This window comes from Actinomycetes bacterium (genome assembly GCA_035489715.1).
In the GTDB taxonomy this organism is placed as follows: Bacteria; Actinomycetota; Actinomycetes; order JACCUZ01; family JACCUZ01; genus DATHAP01.
In genome coordinates, this window is the sequence record DATHAP010000132.1 from 13862 (window position 1) to 30880 (window position 17019).

Consider the following 17019-nt stretch of genomic DNA (forward strand, 5'->3'; position numbering starts at 1 on the left):
GCCGGAACTGTAGGCGTGAGCCCGCAGCCACCTAGGCTCGGGTCGTGGCCTCGCTCCAGGACGTCGCCGCCCGGCGCACGGAACTCTCGGTCGAGGACGTGGCATGGCTGCACGCGCTCGTCGCGGACTGGCAGCTCTTGGCCGACCTGTCCTTCGCCGACCTGGTGCTCTGGCTGCCGCTGGCCTCCAGGGCCGGGTTCGTTGCGGTGGCCCAGATGCGCCCGACGACCGGGCCGACCGCCCACCACGACGACGTCGTCGGCACCGAGGTTCCGCGCGGCCGGCGGCCGCAGCTGGACCGGGCTCTCGACGAGCAGCGGATCTGCCGGGAGCGCGACCCGGACTGGCCGGGCGAGGTGCCGGTGCGGGAGGAGACGATCCCGGTGGTCCGGGCCGGCCGGGTGGTCGGCGTCGTCAGCCGGCACACCAACCTGGCCGCGGCGCGCACCCCGAGCCGGCTCGAGCTGACCTACCTGCGCACGGCCGACGACCTGGCCCGGATGGTGGCCCAGGGCCGCTTCCCCGTCGACGACGGCGGAGCCCGGGTGGCGCACGCCCCGCGGGTCGGCGACGGGCTGGTCCGGCTCGACGAGGACGGCGTCGTGACCTTCGCCAGCCCCAACGCCGTCTCGGCCTACCGGCGGCTGGGCCTGACCGGCGACCTGACCGGCGCGCACCTCGGCGACGTGACGGCACGCCTGGCCACCGGCGGGTCGGCCGGCTCGCTGGCGCCGCCGGTCGACGAGCCGCTGTCGACGGTCGTCAGCGGCTGGGCCGCGCGCGAGACCGAGGTCGAGGCCTCCGGCACCGCGCTGCGGCTGCGGGTCATCCCCCTGGTGCCCGACGGCGTGCGCACCGCGGCGCTGGTGCTCTGCCGCGACGTGACCGAGGTGCGCCGGCGCGAACGGGAGCTGGTCGGCAAGGACACCGCCATCCGCGAGATCCACCATCGGGTGAAGAACAACCTGCAGACGGTGGCCGCCCTCCTGCGGCTGCAGGCCCGCCGGCTGGGCGACGACGACGAGACGGCGCGCGAGGCGCTCACCGAGGCGGAGCGGCGGATCGGCTCGATCGCGGTCGTCCACGAGACGCTGGCCCGGGCGGCCGAGGACGTCGTGGACTTCGACGACGTGGCCGACCGGGTGGCCGGCATGGTCGGTGCGCTCGGCGCCGCGGGGGAGGTGCGGGTCCGGCGGGACGGCAGCTTCGGGCTGCTCGAGCCCGAGGTGGCGACGCCGTTGGCCCTCGTCCTGGTCGAGCTGGTGCAGAACGCCGTCGAGCACGGGCTCGCCGAGTCGGGCGGCGAGGTGGTGGTGTCGGTCCGCCCGGGGGAGGGCGAGCTGCGGCTCTGCGTCGAGGAGGCCGGGCGTGGGCTGCCCCCCGGGTTCGACCTCGACCGCGACGCCGGCCTGGGCCTGCAGATCGTGCGCACCCTGGTCGAAGGCGAGCTCGGCGGCCGGCTGCGGCTCTCGGACCGGACCGGTGGGCCGGGGGGTTCGGCGGGGGCGGTGGGGCCGGACCGGTCAACGGACGCGCCCGGGACCCGGGCCGAGGTCGTGCTCCCCCGCTGACGACGAAGGTCCCGGCCGATGCGGCCGGGACCTTCGGGCGTCGTCGTGCTGCGGGTCAGGCGGTGCGCGCTCGGTTGCGGGCGGTGCGGCGCTTCAGGGCGCGGCGCTCGTCCTCGCTCATGGCGCCCCAGACGCCGGCGTCCTGACCGGACTCCAGCGCCCACTGCAGGCAGGTGTCGACCACCTCGCAGCGACGGCAGACGGCGCGCGCCTCCTCGATCTGCAGCAGGGCGGGACCGGTGTTGCCGATCGGGAAGAACAGCTCCGGGTCCTCGTCACGGCAGGCTGCGCGGTGGCGCCAGTCCATGCGTGTCGCTCCTCGTGTCAGTCGGTGGGGGCGGGGTTGCTTGTGAAACCGTTCACGAGCACCCGGAAGGGCGGAGGAGAACCGATCTTCCGGTCTCGCCGTCCGCCCGTGAGGTGTTCGCGGCGTGCTGTACCCCGTCCAGCACGACTTCGAACTCGTGATCTCAACCCTTCCAAACGATTCCGGTCGTTACAAGGCTCGTCGAGCACATTTTTCGAGACGCTCCGGTGGGCTTGGTCACAGGAACCGAGGCGGACGGAACGGGTCGGACCGGACAACCGTCCGGGAACCGGCGGCCAGCCGGCCGGTTCGTGCCCCACGACCGACGGGCGTCAGACGACGACCCGGACCGCCTCCGGCACGCTGCGGAAGGTCAGCGCCGTGAGGTCGCCGAGCGACTCGCCGTCGACCTGGGCGGCCACCGGCCGGACCGCTCGCAGGGTGAGCTCGGCCAGGTCGTGCTCCCGGTGCACCCCCCTGCCGCTGCGTTCGGCGGAGGTCCCGGCCAGCAGGCGGCGGACCTCGGCCAGGGTGTGCGCGGTGCCTAGGCGGGTGAGCGCGTAGAGATCGAGGCCGGTGTCGAAGCTGGCCCGCGGCGAGGTGCGCAGCGGCCGGTCGCCGAGGTAGGTCCACGGCGCGGTGTTGGCCACGATGCCGAGGTGGACGCCGGCCAGCGGCTCCGCGCCGGGGCGGTAGGCGGTCAGTGCCGGGTGGCGGCGGTCGCCGGAGAGGAAGAACTCGGCGAGCGCCGCCCGTACGTAGTCGCGGTTGGTGGTGCGCTTGGCCCGCTCGCGGCGCGCCCGGTCGACACGGGCCACGACCTCGGCGTCCCAGCCCATGCCGGCGTTGAAGGTGAACCACCGGTCGCCGGCGACGCCGAGCCCGATCGAGCGCCGGCGGCGGGCCCGCAGCGCCGCGAGGACCACGCCCGTGGCCTCGACCGGGTCGCGGGGGATGCCCAGGGCGCGGGCGAAGACGTTGGTACCGCCCCCTGGCACGACGGCGAGCGCGGGCGCGTCGGGGCCGGGACCGCCGGGCGTGAGAAGGCCGTTGACCACCTCGTTGACGGTGCCGTCACCGCCCAGTGCGACCACCACGTCCATCCCGTCGCGCCGGGCCTGCCGGGCCAGGTGCGCGGCGTGCCCCCGGGCCTCGGTGTGCGCGACGTCCAGCTTGAGCTCCCCCTCGAGGGCGCTGGCCAGGACCTCCCGGGTGCGGGCGGAGGTGGTCGTGGCATTGGGATTCACCACCAGCAGCGCCCTCATGAGGCGTCAGCGTATAGCCCGGCTATCGTCTGCGCCCATGCCCCGGACGCTGCGTGCCGCAGCCGCCCTGGTCGGGCTGGAGACCCTCGGGCTGCTCGCCGCCACGGTCTTCTTCGCCGTCGAGATCGTGGTCGCCGACGCCGACGACCGCACCCGGGCGGCGACGGCGACGGTGCTCACGCTGCTCGGCACGGTGGGCCTGGCGCTGGTGACCCGCGGGCTGGCCCGGCGGCGCCGGTGGGCGCGGGCCCCCGGGCTGGTGACCAACCTGCTGGTGCTGCCGGTCGCCTACGACCTGGTCCGCGGCGGGCGGTGGTACGTCGGCGTGCCGCTGCTCGTGCTGGCGCTCACCGTGCTGGTGCTGCTGTTCGTCCGGCCCACGGACGAGGCGCTGCAGGAGTAGCCGCGGCCCACCGGGCCTGCGTCGAGGCCTCACCCCGTCGTACCCGCACTCACTCCTCGACGAGGAGGCCCTCGCGCAGCTGGGCCAGCGTGCGCGCCAGGAGCCGGGACACGTGCATCTGCGAGATGCCCACCTCGGCCGCGATCTCGGACTGCGTCATGTTCTTGAAGAAGCGCAGCATGAGGATCTTCTTCTCGCGCGGGGGAAGCTGCTCGAGCATCGGCTTGAGCGACTCGCGGTACTCCACGCCCTCGAGGCCCTCGTCCTCGATGCCCAGGGTCTCGGACACCGGCATCGGCTCGTCGCCGCTGCCCGAGTCGCCCGCGTCCAGGGACAAGGTGCTGTAGGCGTTGGCGGACTCCAGGCCCTCCAGCACCTCCTCGTCGCTGATCTTGAGGTGGGCGGCGAGCTCCGAGACGGTCGGTGCGCGCCCCTGCTTCTGGGAGAGCTCGCTGGTCGCCGACGCGAGCGAGAGCCGCAGCTCCTGCAGCCGGCGCGGCACCCGGACCGCCCAGCCCTTGTCGCGGAAGTGCCGCTTGATCTCGCCCACGATGGTGGGCGTGGCGTAGGTCGAGAACTCGACGCCGCGCTCGAGGTCGAAGCGGTCGACGGACTTGATCAGCCCGATCGTGGCGACCTGCACCAGGTCGTCGTAGGGCTCGCCGCGGTTGCGGAAGCGCCGGGCCAGGTGCTCGACGAGAGGCAGGTGCTGCTCGACGAGGGCGTCCCTGGCCCGCTGGCGGCGCGGGTCGCCCTCGGGCGCCGACTGCAGCTCGGTGAAGAGCTCGCGGGTGCGCTCGCGGTCGACGGAGAGTCGCGAGGTCGGCCGCGGTGCCGGCTCCTCGCCCTCGGCGGCCACGACGGCCTGGGTGACGTCAGCCTCCTGCAGGTCGGTCTCGGTCTGCCCGTCCGGCACGCCGTGCGCGCGTGCGTCGGGCACACCCGCCTCGGTGTCCCCGCGTTCGGCCTGCTCCGCCGCGCTGTTCACGCGACCCCTGCCGAGCGGCGCTTGCGCAGCCGGATCCACACCCGGCGCTCGTCGTCGAGCCCGGTGTCGACCTCGCCGGCCAGGGCGGACAGGACGGTCCAGGAGAAGGTGTCGCGCTCGGGCAGCTGGCCCCGCGTCGTCGGGATGGTGACGGTGACCTCGAGGGTGGACGGGTCCAGCCGGAAGCGGCAGGACAGCTGGGCGGTCTCGATGGCGTGGGGCAGCAGCATCGCGCAGGCCTCGTCGACCGCGATCCGCAGGTCCTCGATCTCGTCGAGGGTGAAGTCGAGTCGGGCCGCGAGGCCGGCGGTGGCCGTGCGCAGCACGGAGAGGTAGGCCGAGTCGGCGGGCAGCCTGATCTCGACGGCGTCCTCGACCGCGGCGGTGGATCCGTCCACGGTGACCCCCGCACTGGTGGTCGACTCGCTCACGCTGGCCCTCCCGTCGGCACTGGCGGTCGCGTCCCGTCGTGGTCGAGCGGGCCCGCAGGTGTTGCCGCGAGAACGGTACATCCTGGGCGGGCCGGGACCCGCCGTCAGGGCACCAGGTCCAGCCGGTGCGCCGCGGCGGCGGCCTGGCCGCGGCTGCTGACGCCGAGCTTGGCGAGGATCGCCGAGATGTGGTGGCCGACGGTCTTGGGCGAGAGCGTCAGCCGGCGGGAGATCTCGGCGTTGGTGAGGCCCTCGGTGACCAGGGCGAGGACCTCGGCCTCGCGCTCGGTGAGGCCGGCAGCGTTGCTCGCCGTCGACCGCCGGGGGCCGCGGGGGACCCGGGTCATTCCGCGGGCACGCATCCCGGCGCGGGCGTGCTCGGCCGGCTTGACCGCGCCGAGCCCGTCGAGGATGCGCAGCCCTTCGGCCGCGGCCGTCTCGTCGCCCTGGACCAGGGCCATGGCGCGCAGGTAGGTGGCGCCGCGCCGGCCCCACTCGGCGGCCGCCTCGGCCCAGCGCCCCTCGGCCATGTCGCGGAACGGCGCGGCCGCGACCTCGGGCAGCGGGTCGTCGCCGCCGGCCTGGTGCAGCCGCCAGGCCAGGCGTCCGACGATGAACTCGTTCTGGCTGGTGCGGCCGGCCATCACCAGGGCGTCGCGCAGGACCTGGCGGGCCTTGTCGTCCTCGCCGCGCCAGATGTAGAGCTCGGCCAGGCCGTCCGCGACCGGGGCCTGCATCGCGATGTCCTCGATGTCGGCGGTGGCAGCGGCCGCCTCGAGCAGGAGCTGCTCGGCGTCGGGTGCGCCGCGGGCCGCCGCCACCCGGGCCTTGGTCATCAGCGGCAGGACGGCGTTCATCGGCATGATCTGCCGCGACGCCAGGACGCCGTCGGCATAGCTCAGCGCCTCCGTCCAGTCCCCGCGCTCGAGGTGCATCCGGGCCCGGGCGCCGTTCAGGTGCTCGAGGAAGCCGTCCATGTCGTGCCGGCGGACGTAGCGCTCGCAGGTGGCGAAGCGGTCCACCGCCACCGGGCCGTACTCCGCCAGCTCGTCCGGGGTCATGCTGGCCACGTTGATCAGGGCTCGGGCTGCGACCTCGGTGTAGCCGGCGTCGTCGGCCTCGACAGCGAGTTCCGCCAGGTCGGTCACGGCGGAGAGATCGCCGTTGATCGCCCGGGCGGTCGCCATCGCCATCCGCGAGTGCAGGTAGGTCCCGGTGTCCCCGAGCTCCTTCGCGAGGTCGACCGACTTCTGCCCGAAGTGCAAGGTGTCTCCGGCCCGATGGGCTGTGAGGTGCAAACGGGCCAGCTGTCCGTATACCCGGGCCAGGGCAGGGCTCGGCGGAAGGGCCTCCAGCACCTCTGTCGCGTGCTCCGAGACCGCCAGTGCCTGGGCGGTGTTGCCGGCCCACCAGAGGAGACGGCCGACCCAGCCCAGGTCGTTCCCCATGCCCTCCAGATCCCCCGTTTGCTCGCGCAGGTCGGCGCCCCGCCGCCACAGGTCCAACGACTCCTGGAACCGGCCGACCAGGTAGCACTCCATTGCGGCGTGGTCGACGAGCTCGGCCTGCTCCTCGTCCGGGAGCCGGTGGGCGTGCTCGGTGGCGGCGACGTAGTGCGCCGCGGCCTCCCGGTGGGCGCCCTGTCTCGCGGCGAGGTCTCCCGCGACCTGGGCGTAGCGGAGGACGGCGTCCGGGTCGCCGGCGCCCAGAGCGTGGTGCACCAGCCGTCCGGGGTCGACGTCGCGCTCGGCGCCCTGCCCCTCGAGAGCGGCGAGTACGGCCGCGTGCATGCCGGCGCGGCGGGTCGGGGACATCGAGCGCTCCACCGCCTGGCGCAGGATCTCGTGGCGATAGCCGAGCCCGTCGCCGGTGGCTCCCGCCGGCACCAGGACGCCGGCCGCGATGGCCACGTCAACAGGCGCCTCCCCATCGCCCCTGTCCTCCAGCGCCGCGGCGACGAGCCAGTCGTCCGTCCGGGTGGGCACGACGGCGACCAGGTGGGCGAGGTCGCGGGCTGCGGCGGGCAGGTGGCGCAGCCGGTCGAGGATCAGGTCCTGCACCGCGGTGGGCGCGTCGTTGCCGGGGTCCTTGAGCAGCTCGGTGACCAGCAGCGGGTTGCCCCCGGCTAGGCGGCGGACCAGGCGCGGGTCACGGCCGGCCCGGGCGGCCTCCTCGAGGACGCGCTCCTCCGACAGGGGCGACAGGACGACGCGGCTGGTGACGTCGGCGGGCATCGCGGCGAGCACCCGGCGCAGGGGGTGGTCGGGCCCCACCTCGTCGTCGCGGTAGGTGACGACGAGCAGGACGGGCAGCCGCGTGATCCGCCGGCCGAGGAAGGTGAGCCAGTCCAGGGTCGCCTCGTCGGCCCAGTGGGCGTCCTCGACGACGACCAGGGCGCGGTGCCGCTGCTGGGGGTCGGTGACCTCGTCGAGGAAGGCCGAGTAGATCTCCTGCGGGCCAGCGGTGTCGGCCAGCCGCTGGGCCAGGACGCCGCCGGTGGCACGGCCGATGTCGTGCAGCGGACCCAGGGCACGTGGGGTGACCAGCTGGTCGCAGGCGCCCCACAGGACGCGGGCGGTCGTCGCCGCCCGGCGGGTGAACTCGGTCACCACCGAGGACTTTCCGATGCCGGCCTCGCCGGCCACCAGGGCGACGCGGCCGCCTCCGGCGCTGCGCCGGAGCTCGCCCTCGAGGGCGACCAGGGCACCCTCGCGCTCCCACAGGTCCATGCCGGTGATCGTCACGCTCCGCGGCCGTCCTGACAACGGCTGACGCCAAACATGGGGCGGTCACGCCCACAAGATGGGGCGCGCAGCCGTTGGGGCAGCGGGGCGCACACGGCCCACTGGAGTCCCGCCGACCGAGTCACGGTCCGGCCAGCCGACTTCCCGCAAGTCCAGAGCAAGGAGGACCGACATGCCCCGGTTCGTGGTGGAGCGCTTCTTCCCCGACGGCCTGCTCGTGCCGATGAGCGACGAGGGCGCCAAGACGGTCCTCGGCATCGTCGAGCACAACGCGGAGTACGGCGTCACGTGGGTGACGTCGTACGTCACGGAGGACAAGGCGAAGACGTTCTGCGTCTACGACGCCCCGGACGCGGAGGCGATCCGCAGGGCCGCAGATCTCAACGACCTGCCGGTCGGCGCGGTCAGCCGGGTCCGGGTGCTCGACCCGTACTTCTACTTCTGAGCCAGCCGCCGCAGGGCTACTTCTGAGCCAGCCGGCGCAGGGCCTCGCCGTCGACCCGGTAGGGGATCCACTCGGCCAGCGCGTCCGCGCCGATCGCGGCGTAGAAGTCGCGGGCCGGGTTCCAGTCCAGCACCCACCACTCGAGCCGCGGGTAGCCGCGGTCGACGCAGATGCCGGCCAGCGTCCGCAGCAGCAGCCGGCCGAGCCCGCTGCCCCGGGCCTCCGGCCGGACGTACAGGTCCTCGAGGTAGAGGTTGTGGGCCCCGAGCCAGGTCGAGTACGACAGGAACCAGATCGCCATCCCGACCACGTGGCCGGTCACGTCGTCGACGGCGAGGTGACCGAAGACCTTCGGGTCGAGGCCGAAGAGCGTGGCGCGCAACTGCTCCTCGGTGGCCTTCACCTCGGGCAACGACCGCTCGTAGTCCGCGAGCTCGCGGATCATCACCAGGATCTCCGGCACGTCCTCGACCGTCGCCGGCCGGACGGTGGGGTCGGTCACGCCGGTCATTGTGCTGAACGCCCCCGGTTCACCCGGAGAGGGGGATGCCGTCGACTCACGGTCACCAGCACTGTGGCGAGATCAACCTGGTCCTGGGTGTCGTCGTCGCGCTGGCCGCCGCCGGCGCGGTCGTGGCGCTGCTGCTCGTCGTGCGGCGTCGGGCCCCCGACGGCAGCTTCTTCAACGACGGCGACCGGGCGGCCGGGATGTTCGGCGTGCTCGCCACCGGCTTCTCGGTGCTGCTCGGCTTCATCGTCTTCCTGGCGTTCGCCAGCTTCGACGAGACCCGCAGCGGCGCGGAGACCGAGGCCCTCACGGTGGCCCAGCAGTTCGAGACCGCGCAGTTCCTGCCGCCGGACGTGTCCACCACGCTGGGCGGCCAGCTCATCTGCTACGGCAGGTACGTCGTGGGCACCGAGTGGCCGCGCATGGAGTCCGGTTCCCAGGGCGACGACATCAACCATTGGGGCCTGGACATGTTCGAGACCGTCCAGGGCACCAGCCCGACGACGAGCAACGAGGAGACGGCCTTCGCCAAGTGGCTCGACCAGACCTCGGACCGGGAGCAGGCCAGGCTGGACCGGCTGCACGGCGCGGAGGGGATCATCCCCTGGCCGCTGTGGGCCGCCCTCATCTTCACGGCGCTCGTGATCTTCGTGTTCATGATGTTCTTCGCCGACTCGGGGGAGGCGCGCCTGGTCCAGGGCGTCCAGGTCGGGTCGGTCACGCTGGTCATGATCGTGCTGCTCATGCTGATCCGCTTCCTGGACCACCCGTTCCAGGAAGGTGCGGGCGGGCTGCAGCCGACCGCCATGGACCGGACGCTGCAGATCCTCGAGGTGGAGCTCAAGGGCGTGGGGAACCGGGGAGCGTTGCCCTGCGACCAGCTCGGCCGGCCGCGGTGACCCGGGCGGTTCGGACCGCTGCCGTGGTAGAGATCGGCGCCACCGTGCTGCTGGCCCTCGCGGCGGTGGTCACGGCGTGGTGCAGCTACCAGGCCACCCGTTGGAACGGCGAGCAGGCGAGGTCGGCCGCGGCGGCGAGCGCGGCCCGCTTCCAGGCGGTCCGCGCGTCCGACCTCGCCAACACCCAGACCGAGGTCGACGTCGCGACGTTCAGCCAGTGGGTCGACGCCTACGCGCAGGACCAGCAGGAGCTCGCCGACTTCTACCGGGCCAGGTTCCGGCCGGAGTTCGCTCCGGCGGTGGAGGCCTGGATCGCCGAGCGGCCGCTGGTCAACGAGGACGCCCCGCTGACCCCCTTCCGGATGCCGCAGTACCGCCTCGCCGCGCGGGAGGAGGCCAGGCGGCTCGACGCGCAGGCCGAGGTCCTCGCCGCCGACGTGCGGCAGGACATCCAGCGCGGCTCGAACTACGTGCTGGGTGTCGTCCTGTGCGCCGTCGCGCTCTTCTTCGCCGGCATCAGCACCAAGCTCACGGCGCCGGCCCTGCGACTGACCACGTTGCTCATCGGGTGCACGGTGTTTCTCGGCGCCGCGATCTGGGTCTCGACGTTCCCGGTCAGCCTCTCGGTCTGAGCGCCCGAGTCGTCTCCCCGGCTGCCGGACTGCTGCTTCGCTCACTCCTGGTCGACGGGCACCTGCACCAGCAGCGGACGACCGCGGACGACGAGCACCCCCCGCCCGGGCGGGCCCGGTGTCGTCATCGCCTGCGGCAGCCGGGTGCCCAGCAGGTCGCCGTCGACCGGCCTCGGCGGCCCGAGGAGGAGGCCGGTCCGGGACCGGCGGACGTCGACCGCGAGACCGCGGTACGTCGCCGCGAGCTCGGACGTGGTGCCGGACACCACGACCGACACGGCTGCCGTGGCACCGGGCCGCACGAGCTCCTGCAGCGCTTGTTCGACGACGGTGTCCGCGATCGCCTCCACATCGTCGACCAGCACGGTGAGCCCGTCCGGCCCGGCGGCCATCTCCCGCAGCAGGCGATCGTCGTCGGCAGGCACCCGGGTGCACGCCCACCCGGCACCCACCGCGTGCAGCGGGGACCGCGGGTGGGTCACGAGGGCCACCGGCCGTCCTTCCTGGACCAGCCATCGCGCCATCGCCACCAGCGCGGTCGACCGCCCGCTGCCCGGGGGACCTGCCACCAGCATGGCGGGGCCGGCGGCCACCAGGTCCACGCCGACGGCGCCCGCCTCGTCACCGCCGAAGCCGACGAGGACCCACCCGGTCCCGTCCGCGAACTCCTTGCCGTAAACCAGGGCTTCGTCCAGACGCGCCCTGGCGGGCAGGGCGCGCAGCCGCACCGGACCTGCGCCGCCGATCGTCCCTGCGCCGTCGCCAACGCCCACGCCGTCGGCCACGCCCACGCCGCCGACCAGGTCCACACTGCCGACCGGCGGACCCGGACGGGCGAGCTGCACCTCGTGCCCGCCGGGCAGCACCAGCCCACGCCCCGGCGGCATCACGGCGGGTACGTCCCGTGGCGCGACCCCGGCCAACGCGTAGTCGGTGGGATCGGGCAGCCGGAGCACGACCCGGTCGGCTATCGAGGAGCTGACCCGCCCGGTCAGCGCCCCGCGCCCACCGGCCGCCACGACGCGGAAGCCGACCGAACCGCCTTCGCGGACCACCCGGTCCAGCAACCCGACCGCCCGACCGTGGTCGAGGTCCTCGAACCCGCTCACCACCGCCTCCCAGTCGTCGACGAGCAGGAGGACCCACGGGTCGGTGCTAGCCGGCCCGACCCGGTCTCCCTCGGACGCCCATGCCGGGCGGCGCCGTTGGCGCCGGTCGACCTCGCCGACCAGCAGCTCGACCAGTCGAGCTGCCCGGCTCGCGTCCTCCCGTCCCGCCACGGTGCCGCAGTGCGGGAGGGCAGTGAGGTCGGCGAGGCCGCCGCTCAGGTCCAGCGCGTGGACGTGCAGGGCGTCCGGCGGGTGCCGTGCGGCCAGCTGCCGGGCAGCGAGGCGCAGGGCGCTGGTACGGCCGCTGCGTGGCCCGCCGACCACCAGCAGGTGGTGCCCACCGTCGAGGGCGAGGGTGAGCGCGTCGCGCCGCTGCTCACCCGGCAGGTCCACAAGTCCGAGTGCCACCTCTCCGGGTGTCCCGTGCGGGAGCTGGTGGGGCTCGACCGTGGCCGGCAACGGCGGCAGCCACGGCGCCGTCGAAGGAGCTGCGCCGATCTCCTGCGCCGCGGCCCGGATCGCGTCGACGAGCAAGGTCTGGTCCGTGCGGTCGTCGTCTGCCTTCGCGGCGAAACCGACGTCCCGGCCACCGACCGGTTGGCCGCCGGCAGCAGTAGCGCCGCCGGCAGCAGTTGCGCCGCCGGCGGTGACGCGTCGGACCCACGTGGAGGGGCCGGCGCCGGCAGCGCGGCCGCTCACCCGGGCGACCTGCAGGTGCACGGCGGGGTCGCTGCCCGTCCGCAGGACGGCGTGTCCCGCCGAGGTGCCCGCGATGGCCGCTGCGTCTCTGCAGTCGACGACGTCCACGGAGTCGGCCGGGTCGAGCACCCGCAGGGCGATCCGCAGGTTGGTGTTGGCCTTGATGTCGGCGCTCACGACTCCCGCCGGGCGTTGCGTCGCCAGCACCAGATGGATGCCGAGCGACCGGCCCCGCGCAGCGATCGCGACCAGACCTCCGACGAAGTCCGGCAGGTCCTCGACCAGCGCGGCGAACTCGTCGACCACCAGGACCAACCGGGGGAGGAGATCGCCAGAGCTGCTCTCGTACGTCGCGAAGTCGGTGCAGCCGGCGTCGCGCAACGCCCGCTCGCGTCGACGCACCTCGGCGCGCATCGATCGCAGGGCGCGTGCGCTGAGCCGTCCGTCGAGGTCGGTGACCAGGCCGACGGTGTGCGGCAGCCGGGCAGCCTCACGGAACGCCGCACCGCCCTTGTAGTCGACCAGCACGAAGGACAACCGGTCCGGACGGTTGGCCAGCGCCAGCGCGCAGACCAGGGTCTGGAGCAGTTCGGACTTGCCTGAGCCCGTGGTGCCGGCCACCAGAGCGTGCGGCCCGTCCCGCGCCAGGTCGACCTGCACCGGTCGACCGCCGGTCCCGACGCCAAGTGGCACACCCGTCCCGGTCGGATGCCTCCGCCAGCTCGACACCACCGCCTGCGGGTCGGGGGCGCCGGTACCGCACAGGTCGAGGAGCCGGATGTCGCCCGGCCCGCCTTCGACGCCGGACGCGTCGCGAAGTGGGGCTACGGCACTGGTGAACCGCCGCACCCAGCCGGAGTCGACGCCTTCGCCCAGGAAGGTGGACGTCGTGCCGTCCCTCTCCACGAGCCTGCCGAGGGAGCCCCGCCCGATGCCGAGCTCCACGGTTACCGTGCACTCGGCGGGAAGGGCGGTGAGGTCCCGCTCGCAGCAGATGCTGACCAGCCCGACAGCAGGTCCCTCGGTCAGCAGTCGGCGCGTGCCGGGCAGCCGGCGCAGCGCCTCGGCCCCGTCCATGACGATGACCACGACCGGCTTCTCGCTGTCGACACCAGACCTTCGGGCGGCCATTCGTCGGTCGAGCTCGGACAACAACGCGGCGCGCGAGTCACCTGACTTGGGATAGGTCCCGTGGGGCAACCACCGGGTCCAGGCCCAGTCCGCGTCGGCAGCGCTGAGCACGACCAGCGACACGTCGGACGGGCTGTGCCAGCCGGCGACCTGAGCCACCAGTGCCCTGACCGTGGGCAGCAGGGACGAGCGGGGTCCAGCGATGCCGAGCACCCCGGCATCCGTCAGCCCGGCCGCGACCGGGATCCGGGAGAGCCGCGGTGGCTCGGACGGCTGATCCTTGCCGGTCGTGGCGATCCGTGCGGGGCGGTCCCCGAGACCGAGCCGGCAGAGGAGGAAGTCCGGTCTTCCCGGTCGACGGCACCACACGTCGGATCGTGGGACGGCCACGGACCAGAGCAGCGCGGCCAGGTCGGGGCACGTCGACCGCCACCACGACTCCTCGGCGGACACGGCCGCCGCGACGTGGGCACGGGCTGACGACAGTGCGCGCTCGTGCTCGCACCGCGCCTCGCGGGCGGACCGCCTCCCGGACAGCAGGTCGCCCGCCCACGACCCGACGAGAAAGAGGGGCGACAAGGCCGCGATCATGAGGAAGCCGGGCGTGCGGGTCACAGCGGCGAGGACCAGTGCCCCCACGAGCGGGACGGCCACCGCGAGCAGGTTGAGGCGCGTTCGGACCCGCCCCACCGGCTCGTCCGGCCATGCCACGGTCGCCGCGGGTGGCGCGGCAGCGGGTCGCGGTGGCCGGTTGAGCAGCAGGCGGCCGGACCCGTCGGCCCGGCACGACGCCCGCTCGGCCGCCGCCACCGGAGCCGCCGCCAGCGACATCGTCGATGCCCCCATCCGCAGGTCGCTGCCCGTTCCCACGGCACGGCCCTCCGAGCCGGTGCTCACCCCGTCGACGAATGTCCCGTTCGTCGAGCCGAGGTCGCGCACGGCCGGCGCGGTGCCAGGTGGGCCCACGACGACCGATGCATGGTGCCGGGACATCTCGGGGTCGTCGACCACGACGTCGGCCGAGGCATTGCGACCCACCACGTGCTGCCCGGGTGTCAGCACCTGGACGTCGCCACACGCCGGCCCGGACCGCACGGCCAGCACCACCGCACCCGGCGACCCGGCCGCAGGAAGGCCGTCTTGGGTGGGCCTACCCGCCCGGTTGCGAAGTGTCGCCCCGTGCAGCAGCGGGTGGAGCCCCATGACGTCGTCGTCGGTGACCTTCCGGTCGCCGCACCAGAACGGGCTCGCGGCACAACCGGCCGCCGTCGCGACCTGACGGCGTACGGCCCCGAACGCCGTCCCGCGCGCGACCCGGACCGCCACGACGACCTCGCCGCCGGACCCATGGCGATCGTCAGTGACGTCGCCGGTGAGGTCGACGACCAGGTCAAGGTCCACCTGTCAGATGTTGCCGCGGACCGACCACGCCACGTGACCGTCGTCCACAGGGCTCAGGCTCGTCCCGCCGTCGTCCACAGCTCGCGTGCCGGTGCTCGCCATCGCCGTCGTCGAGGACCAGGTCCGCGAGCTGGTCGAGGAGGGGTGGATCAACGATCGACTGACGGGCGGATCCGTCCGCCAGCCGCGCCGGCCGGCTGTCCCGGCGATCTCTGCTATGGATCAGGCGGGGGCAGCCCCGACAGGCCCGTGCTGTCGGAAGCGGTAGACCGTGTAGCCGGCCGCGCCGGTGGCCAGTCCGGCTCCGAGCAGGAGCAATGCCATCGGAATCGACGACGGTGCGGAAGGTTCCGACGTCTGCCCCGAGGTCCCTGGCGCCAGCTTCGCGTCGACCTGTGCGCGCTCCAAGCCTTCGATCTGTGCCTTCACTTGGGGGCCCGGACTGTAGTTCGCGGCGACGCGCTCGTCGTGTTCGACCTGTGCCTTGCCTGGCTGGTTGTTCTTCTGCGACGCCGAGCTGACTGCAACCGGGGCTTCAGGGGCGATGCCCGCATAGGCCGGAGCGGTGACGAGGACAGCCGCGCCGGTGACGACAGCGGTGCTCGCCGCGCAGCGGGCCAGGCTGGAAAGGGTGGTCCGGGTCATGGCCGTTCTCCTTGCTTCTGGATCGGTGCGGATCAGCACCTGCCACGACCCTGTGCCGGACGGTTTACCGGCGCTGTCATGGAGGAGACACCGGCCGGGAGCGACCGCGTGATGCAGGACACAAGGCGACGGACGATGCGGTTGCGCCGGCGCTGGATCGCGGGCGTCTGTCGGGAGCCTTGGGCTTCGGTCGTGAACTGACCCGGTGCGGGCTGCGCCAGCCCGGTGTCGTCGGCTACGAGCCCCACTGCCGGTTGACGGCGCACCGCAGTCCGTCCGGTGGGTGCCACGCGCCGCGCCCGCCCGCGCCAGGCGGTGATCGACCGGTCGGGCACCGTTGGCGCGCGTTGACGTGCACTGCCCGTAGCGCGCGTACCGGCGTCCGCTCTAGGACCAGATCCCGACACGCTGAGTCGAGGCTCACACAGACTCGACCCCGCGGGTGTCTCACCGGCGACAGCACCGGTCAGACGGTGCAACCAGGCTGCAGACGGGCGCCGACCTCGGGCCCAGCACCGACAAGACCGCCATGTCTTTGGCGCATGGCACAAGCGCAGGAGGTACGTCGTGAACGTCGCATTCGTGAAGGGCAAGTTGCCCGCGGGAACAGTGCTGGTGGCCGCCTGCCTTGCCAGCGGGCTTGGTCCTGCATCCGCCGCCTCGGAACCACAGGATCCGAACGACCGCGTCTCGAGCAGCAAGGTCCCGGCAGGGGCAGTCGACCCACGGACATCGCTGATCTACCTGTCTTCGCTCACCAGGTCGGCTCACGGCTCCGTCTATAGATTGGACGGCCTCTACTCCGCCGGCGCCGGGCTCACGGGCGTGCGGTAGAGCAGGAGAGACGTGGAGCCAGCCGCAACCGCCTGGGCCCTGGCGGTCGGTCCGAGGCTGCCGATGACTGCTCGCTGGCGATCCAGGACGATGATCGATTGATGACGGTGCCTGGCTGCCCGTGGCCCGCTCCGATCCGGCTGCCGCGACCGGTGGCGGGCGGGCCTTGCGCGGCATCCGGGCGCCGTCTCGAAGGTCGACGACAGGTGTGCAAGCACCCGCTCGATCAGCCGTGGGGGCCTTCGTCCACAGCACCGAGATGGGGTCTTGACGTCGGGACGGTTTGCGGTGAAAGGTCCCATCACCGGGGGTTGCAGGTCCTCCGGCGCCCGATAGGGACGGGGGAGGCGCAGTGCTGGCGATCACCGTCGTCGAAGACGAGGTCCGCGAGCTCGTCCGTCGTCGTGGGCTGGACCCGGCGGCCGACCCCGGCACCGTGCGCTGGCTGGTCGACGAGGTCCTCGCGGACTACGACGAGCGCAGCACCACAGGCATCCTGCCGCCGATCGACGACCACGGGCACGCCGCCCGCAAGGTGTTCGACGCCGTCGCCGGCTTCGGCCCGCTGCAGCAGTACCTCGACGACCCGACGGTCGAGGAGGTGTGGATCAACGAGCCGACCAAGGTCTTCGGTGGCACGGCACGGCGTGCACGAGCTGACGAACACCGTCCTGACGGCCGACGAGGTCCGCGACCTGGTCGAGAAGATGCTGAAGTCGTCCGGTCGGCGGGTCGACCTCTCGACACCGTTCGTCGACGCGGTGCTCCCCGACGGCTCACGCCTGCACGTCGCCATCCCCGACATCACCCGCGCTCACTGGTCGGTCAACGTGCGCAAGTTCGTCGTGCGGGCCAGCCACCTCGAGGACCTCGTGACCCTCGGCACGTTGACGGCGCAGGCGGCCGGCTTCCTGGAAGCCGCGGTCGCCAGCGGGCTGAACATCCTGGTCGCCGGCGGCACCCAGGCCGGGAAGACGACGCTGCTCAACTGCCTCGCCGCCGCAGTC

13 protein-coding genes and 1 pseudogene are annotated in these 17019 nt (G+C 73.4%); 6 read left to right on the top strand and 8 right to left on the bottom strand.

What is annotated here, in order from left to right; translation table 11 throughout:
- The first annotated feature begins 44 nt into the window (after positions 1-44).
- Complete coding sequence (locus VK640_10590) at positions 45-1571, top strand: histidine kinase N-terminal domain-containing protein (GenBank protein ID HTE73632.1); 1527 nt, start codon at positions 45-47, stop codon at positions 1569-1571.
- 55 nt (positions 1572-1626) lie between these two features.
- Here VK640_10590 and VK640_10595 read toward each other — a convergent pair whose 3' ends face one another.
- Entirely contained in the window at positions 1627-1878 is a 252-nt protein-coding gene (locus tag VK640_10595) for a WhiB family transcriptional regulator (protein ID HTE73633.1), read from the bottom strand.
- 332 nt (positions 1879-2210) lie between these two features.
- Complete coding sequence (locus VK640_10600) at positions 2211-3143, bottom strand: diacylglycerol kinase family protein (GenBank protein HTE73634.1); 933 nt, start codon at positions 3141-3143, stop codon at positions 2211-2213.
- A gap of 37 nt (positions 3144-3180) precedes the next feature.
- Here VK640_10600 and VK640_10605 point away from each other — a divergent pair, with 37 nt between their 5' ends.
- Positions 3181-3546 carry a hypothetical protein gene (locus VK640_10605; protein HTE73635.1) on the top strand — a complete coding sequence of 122 codons (366 nt, stop codon included), beginning with the start codon at positions 3181-3183 and terminating at the stop codon, positions 3544-3546.
- Positions 3547-3595: 49 nt separating this feature from the next.
- On the opposite strand, the gene VK640_10610 is transcribed toward VK640_10605, so the two are convergent.
- The 3 genes from VK640_10610 to VK640_10620 form a co-directional block, all read right to left on the bottom strand.
- Positions 3596-4573 carry an RNA polymerase sigma factor SigF gene (locus VK640_10610; protein HTE73636.1) on the bottom strand — a complete coding sequence of 326 codons (978 nt, stop codon included), beginning with the start codon at positions 4571-4573 and terminating at the stop codon, positions 3596-3598.
- Positions 4531-4932, bottom strand: a complete 402-nt coding sequence (locus VK640_10615; protein HTE73637.1) for an ATP-binding protein — start codon at positions 4930-4932, stop codon at positions 4531-4533. The genes VK640_10610 and VK640_10615 overlap by 43 nt, the downstream gene beginning before the upstream one ends.
- 137 nt (positions 4933-5069) lie before the next feature.
- Positions 5070-7709, bottom strand: a complete 2640-nt coding sequence (locus tag VK640_10620; protein HTE73638.1) for an AAA family ATPase — start codon at positions 7707-7709, stop codon at positions 5070-5072.
- Positions 7710-7881: 172 nt separating this feature from the next.
- Here VK640_10620 and VK640_10625 point away from each other — a divergent pair, with 172 nt between their 5' ends.
- Positions 7882-8154, top strand: a complete 273-nt coding sequence (locus VK640_10625; GenBank protein ID HTE73639.1) for a DUF4242 domain-containing protein — start codon at positions 7882-7884, stop codon at positions 8152-8154.
- 16 nt (positions 8155-8170) lie between these two features.
- On the opposite strand, the gene VK640_10630 is transcribed toward VK640_10625, so the two are convergent.
- Complete coding sequence (locus tag VK640_10630) at positions 8171-8665, bottom strand: GNAT family N-acetyltransferase (GenBank protein HTE73640.1); 495 nt, start codon at positions 8663-8665, stop codon at positions 8171-8173.
- A gap of 35 nt (positions 8666-8700) precedes the next feature.
- On the opposite strand from VK640_10630, the gene VK640_10635 reads away from it, so the two are divergent.
- Entirely contained in the window at positions 8701-9561 is an 861-nt protein-coding gene (locus VK640_10635) for a hypothetical protein (GenBank protein HTE73641.1), read from the top strand.
- Between the two features lie 23 nt (positions 9562-9584).
- Positions 9585-10193 carry a hypothetical protein gene (locus VK640_10640; GenBank protein ID HTE73642.1) on the top strand — a complete coding sequence of 203 codons (609 nt, stop codon included), beginning with the start codon at positions 9585-9587 and terminating at the stop codon, positions 10191-10193.
- Between the two features lie 41 nt (positions 10194-10234).
- Here the strand turns inward: VK640_10640 and VK640_10645 are convergent, their stop codons facing one another.
- Together VK640_10645 and VK640_10650 are read right to left on the bottom strand one after the other, a co-directional pair.
- The gene (locus tag VK640_10645; protein HTE73643.1) at positions 10235-14533 is read right to left on the bottom strand and encodes an FtsK/SpoIIIE domain-containing protein; all 4299 of its coding nucleotides are present in this window, start codon (positions 14531-14533) and stop codon (positions 10235-10237) included.
- Positions 14534-14755: 222 nt separating this feature from the next.
- Positions 14756-15178, bottom strand: coding sequence for a hypothetical protein (locus tag VK640_10650; GenBank protein ID HTE73644.1), 423 nt, complete (start codon positions 15176-15178; stop codon positions 14756-14758).
- Positions 15179-16364: 1186 nt separating this feature from the next.
- On the opposite strand from VK640_10650, the pseudogene VK640_10655 reads away from it, so the two are divergent.
- Positions 16365-17019 (top strand): annotated as a pseudogene (locus VK640_10655) (ATPase, T2SS/T4P/T4SS family).

Excerpts from the sequence above, each read along its gene's own strand:
- VK640_10595 (HTE73633.1), bottom strand. The coding sequence starts at position 1,878 with ATGGACTGGCGCCACCGCGCAGCCTGCCGTGACGAGGACCCGGAGCTG.
- VK640_10600 (HTE73634.1), bottom strand. The coding sequence starts at position 3,143 with ATGAGGGCGCTGCTGGTGGTGAATCCCAATGCCACGACCACCTCCGCC.
- VK640_10605 (HTE73635.1), top strand. The coding sequence starts at position 3,181 with ATGCCCCGGACGCTGCGTGCCGCAGCCGCCCTGGTCGGGCTGGAGACC.
- VK640_10625 (HTE73639.1), top strand. The coding sequence starts at position 7,882 with ATGCCCCGGTTCGTGGTGGAGCGCTTCTTCCCCGACGGCCTGCTCGTG.
- VK640_10630 (HTE73640.1), bottom strand. The coding sequence starts at position 8,665 with ATGACCGGCGTGACCGACCCCACCGTCCGGCCGGCGACGGTCGAGGAC.
- VK640_10635 (HTE73641.1), top strand. The coding sequence starts at position 8,701 with ATGCCGTCGACTCACGGTCACCAGCACTGTGGCGAGATCAACCTGGTC.
- VK640_10650 (HTE73644.1), bottom strand. The coding sequence starts at position 15,178 with ATGACCCGGACCACCCTTTCCAGCCTGGCCCGCTGCGCGGCGAGCACC.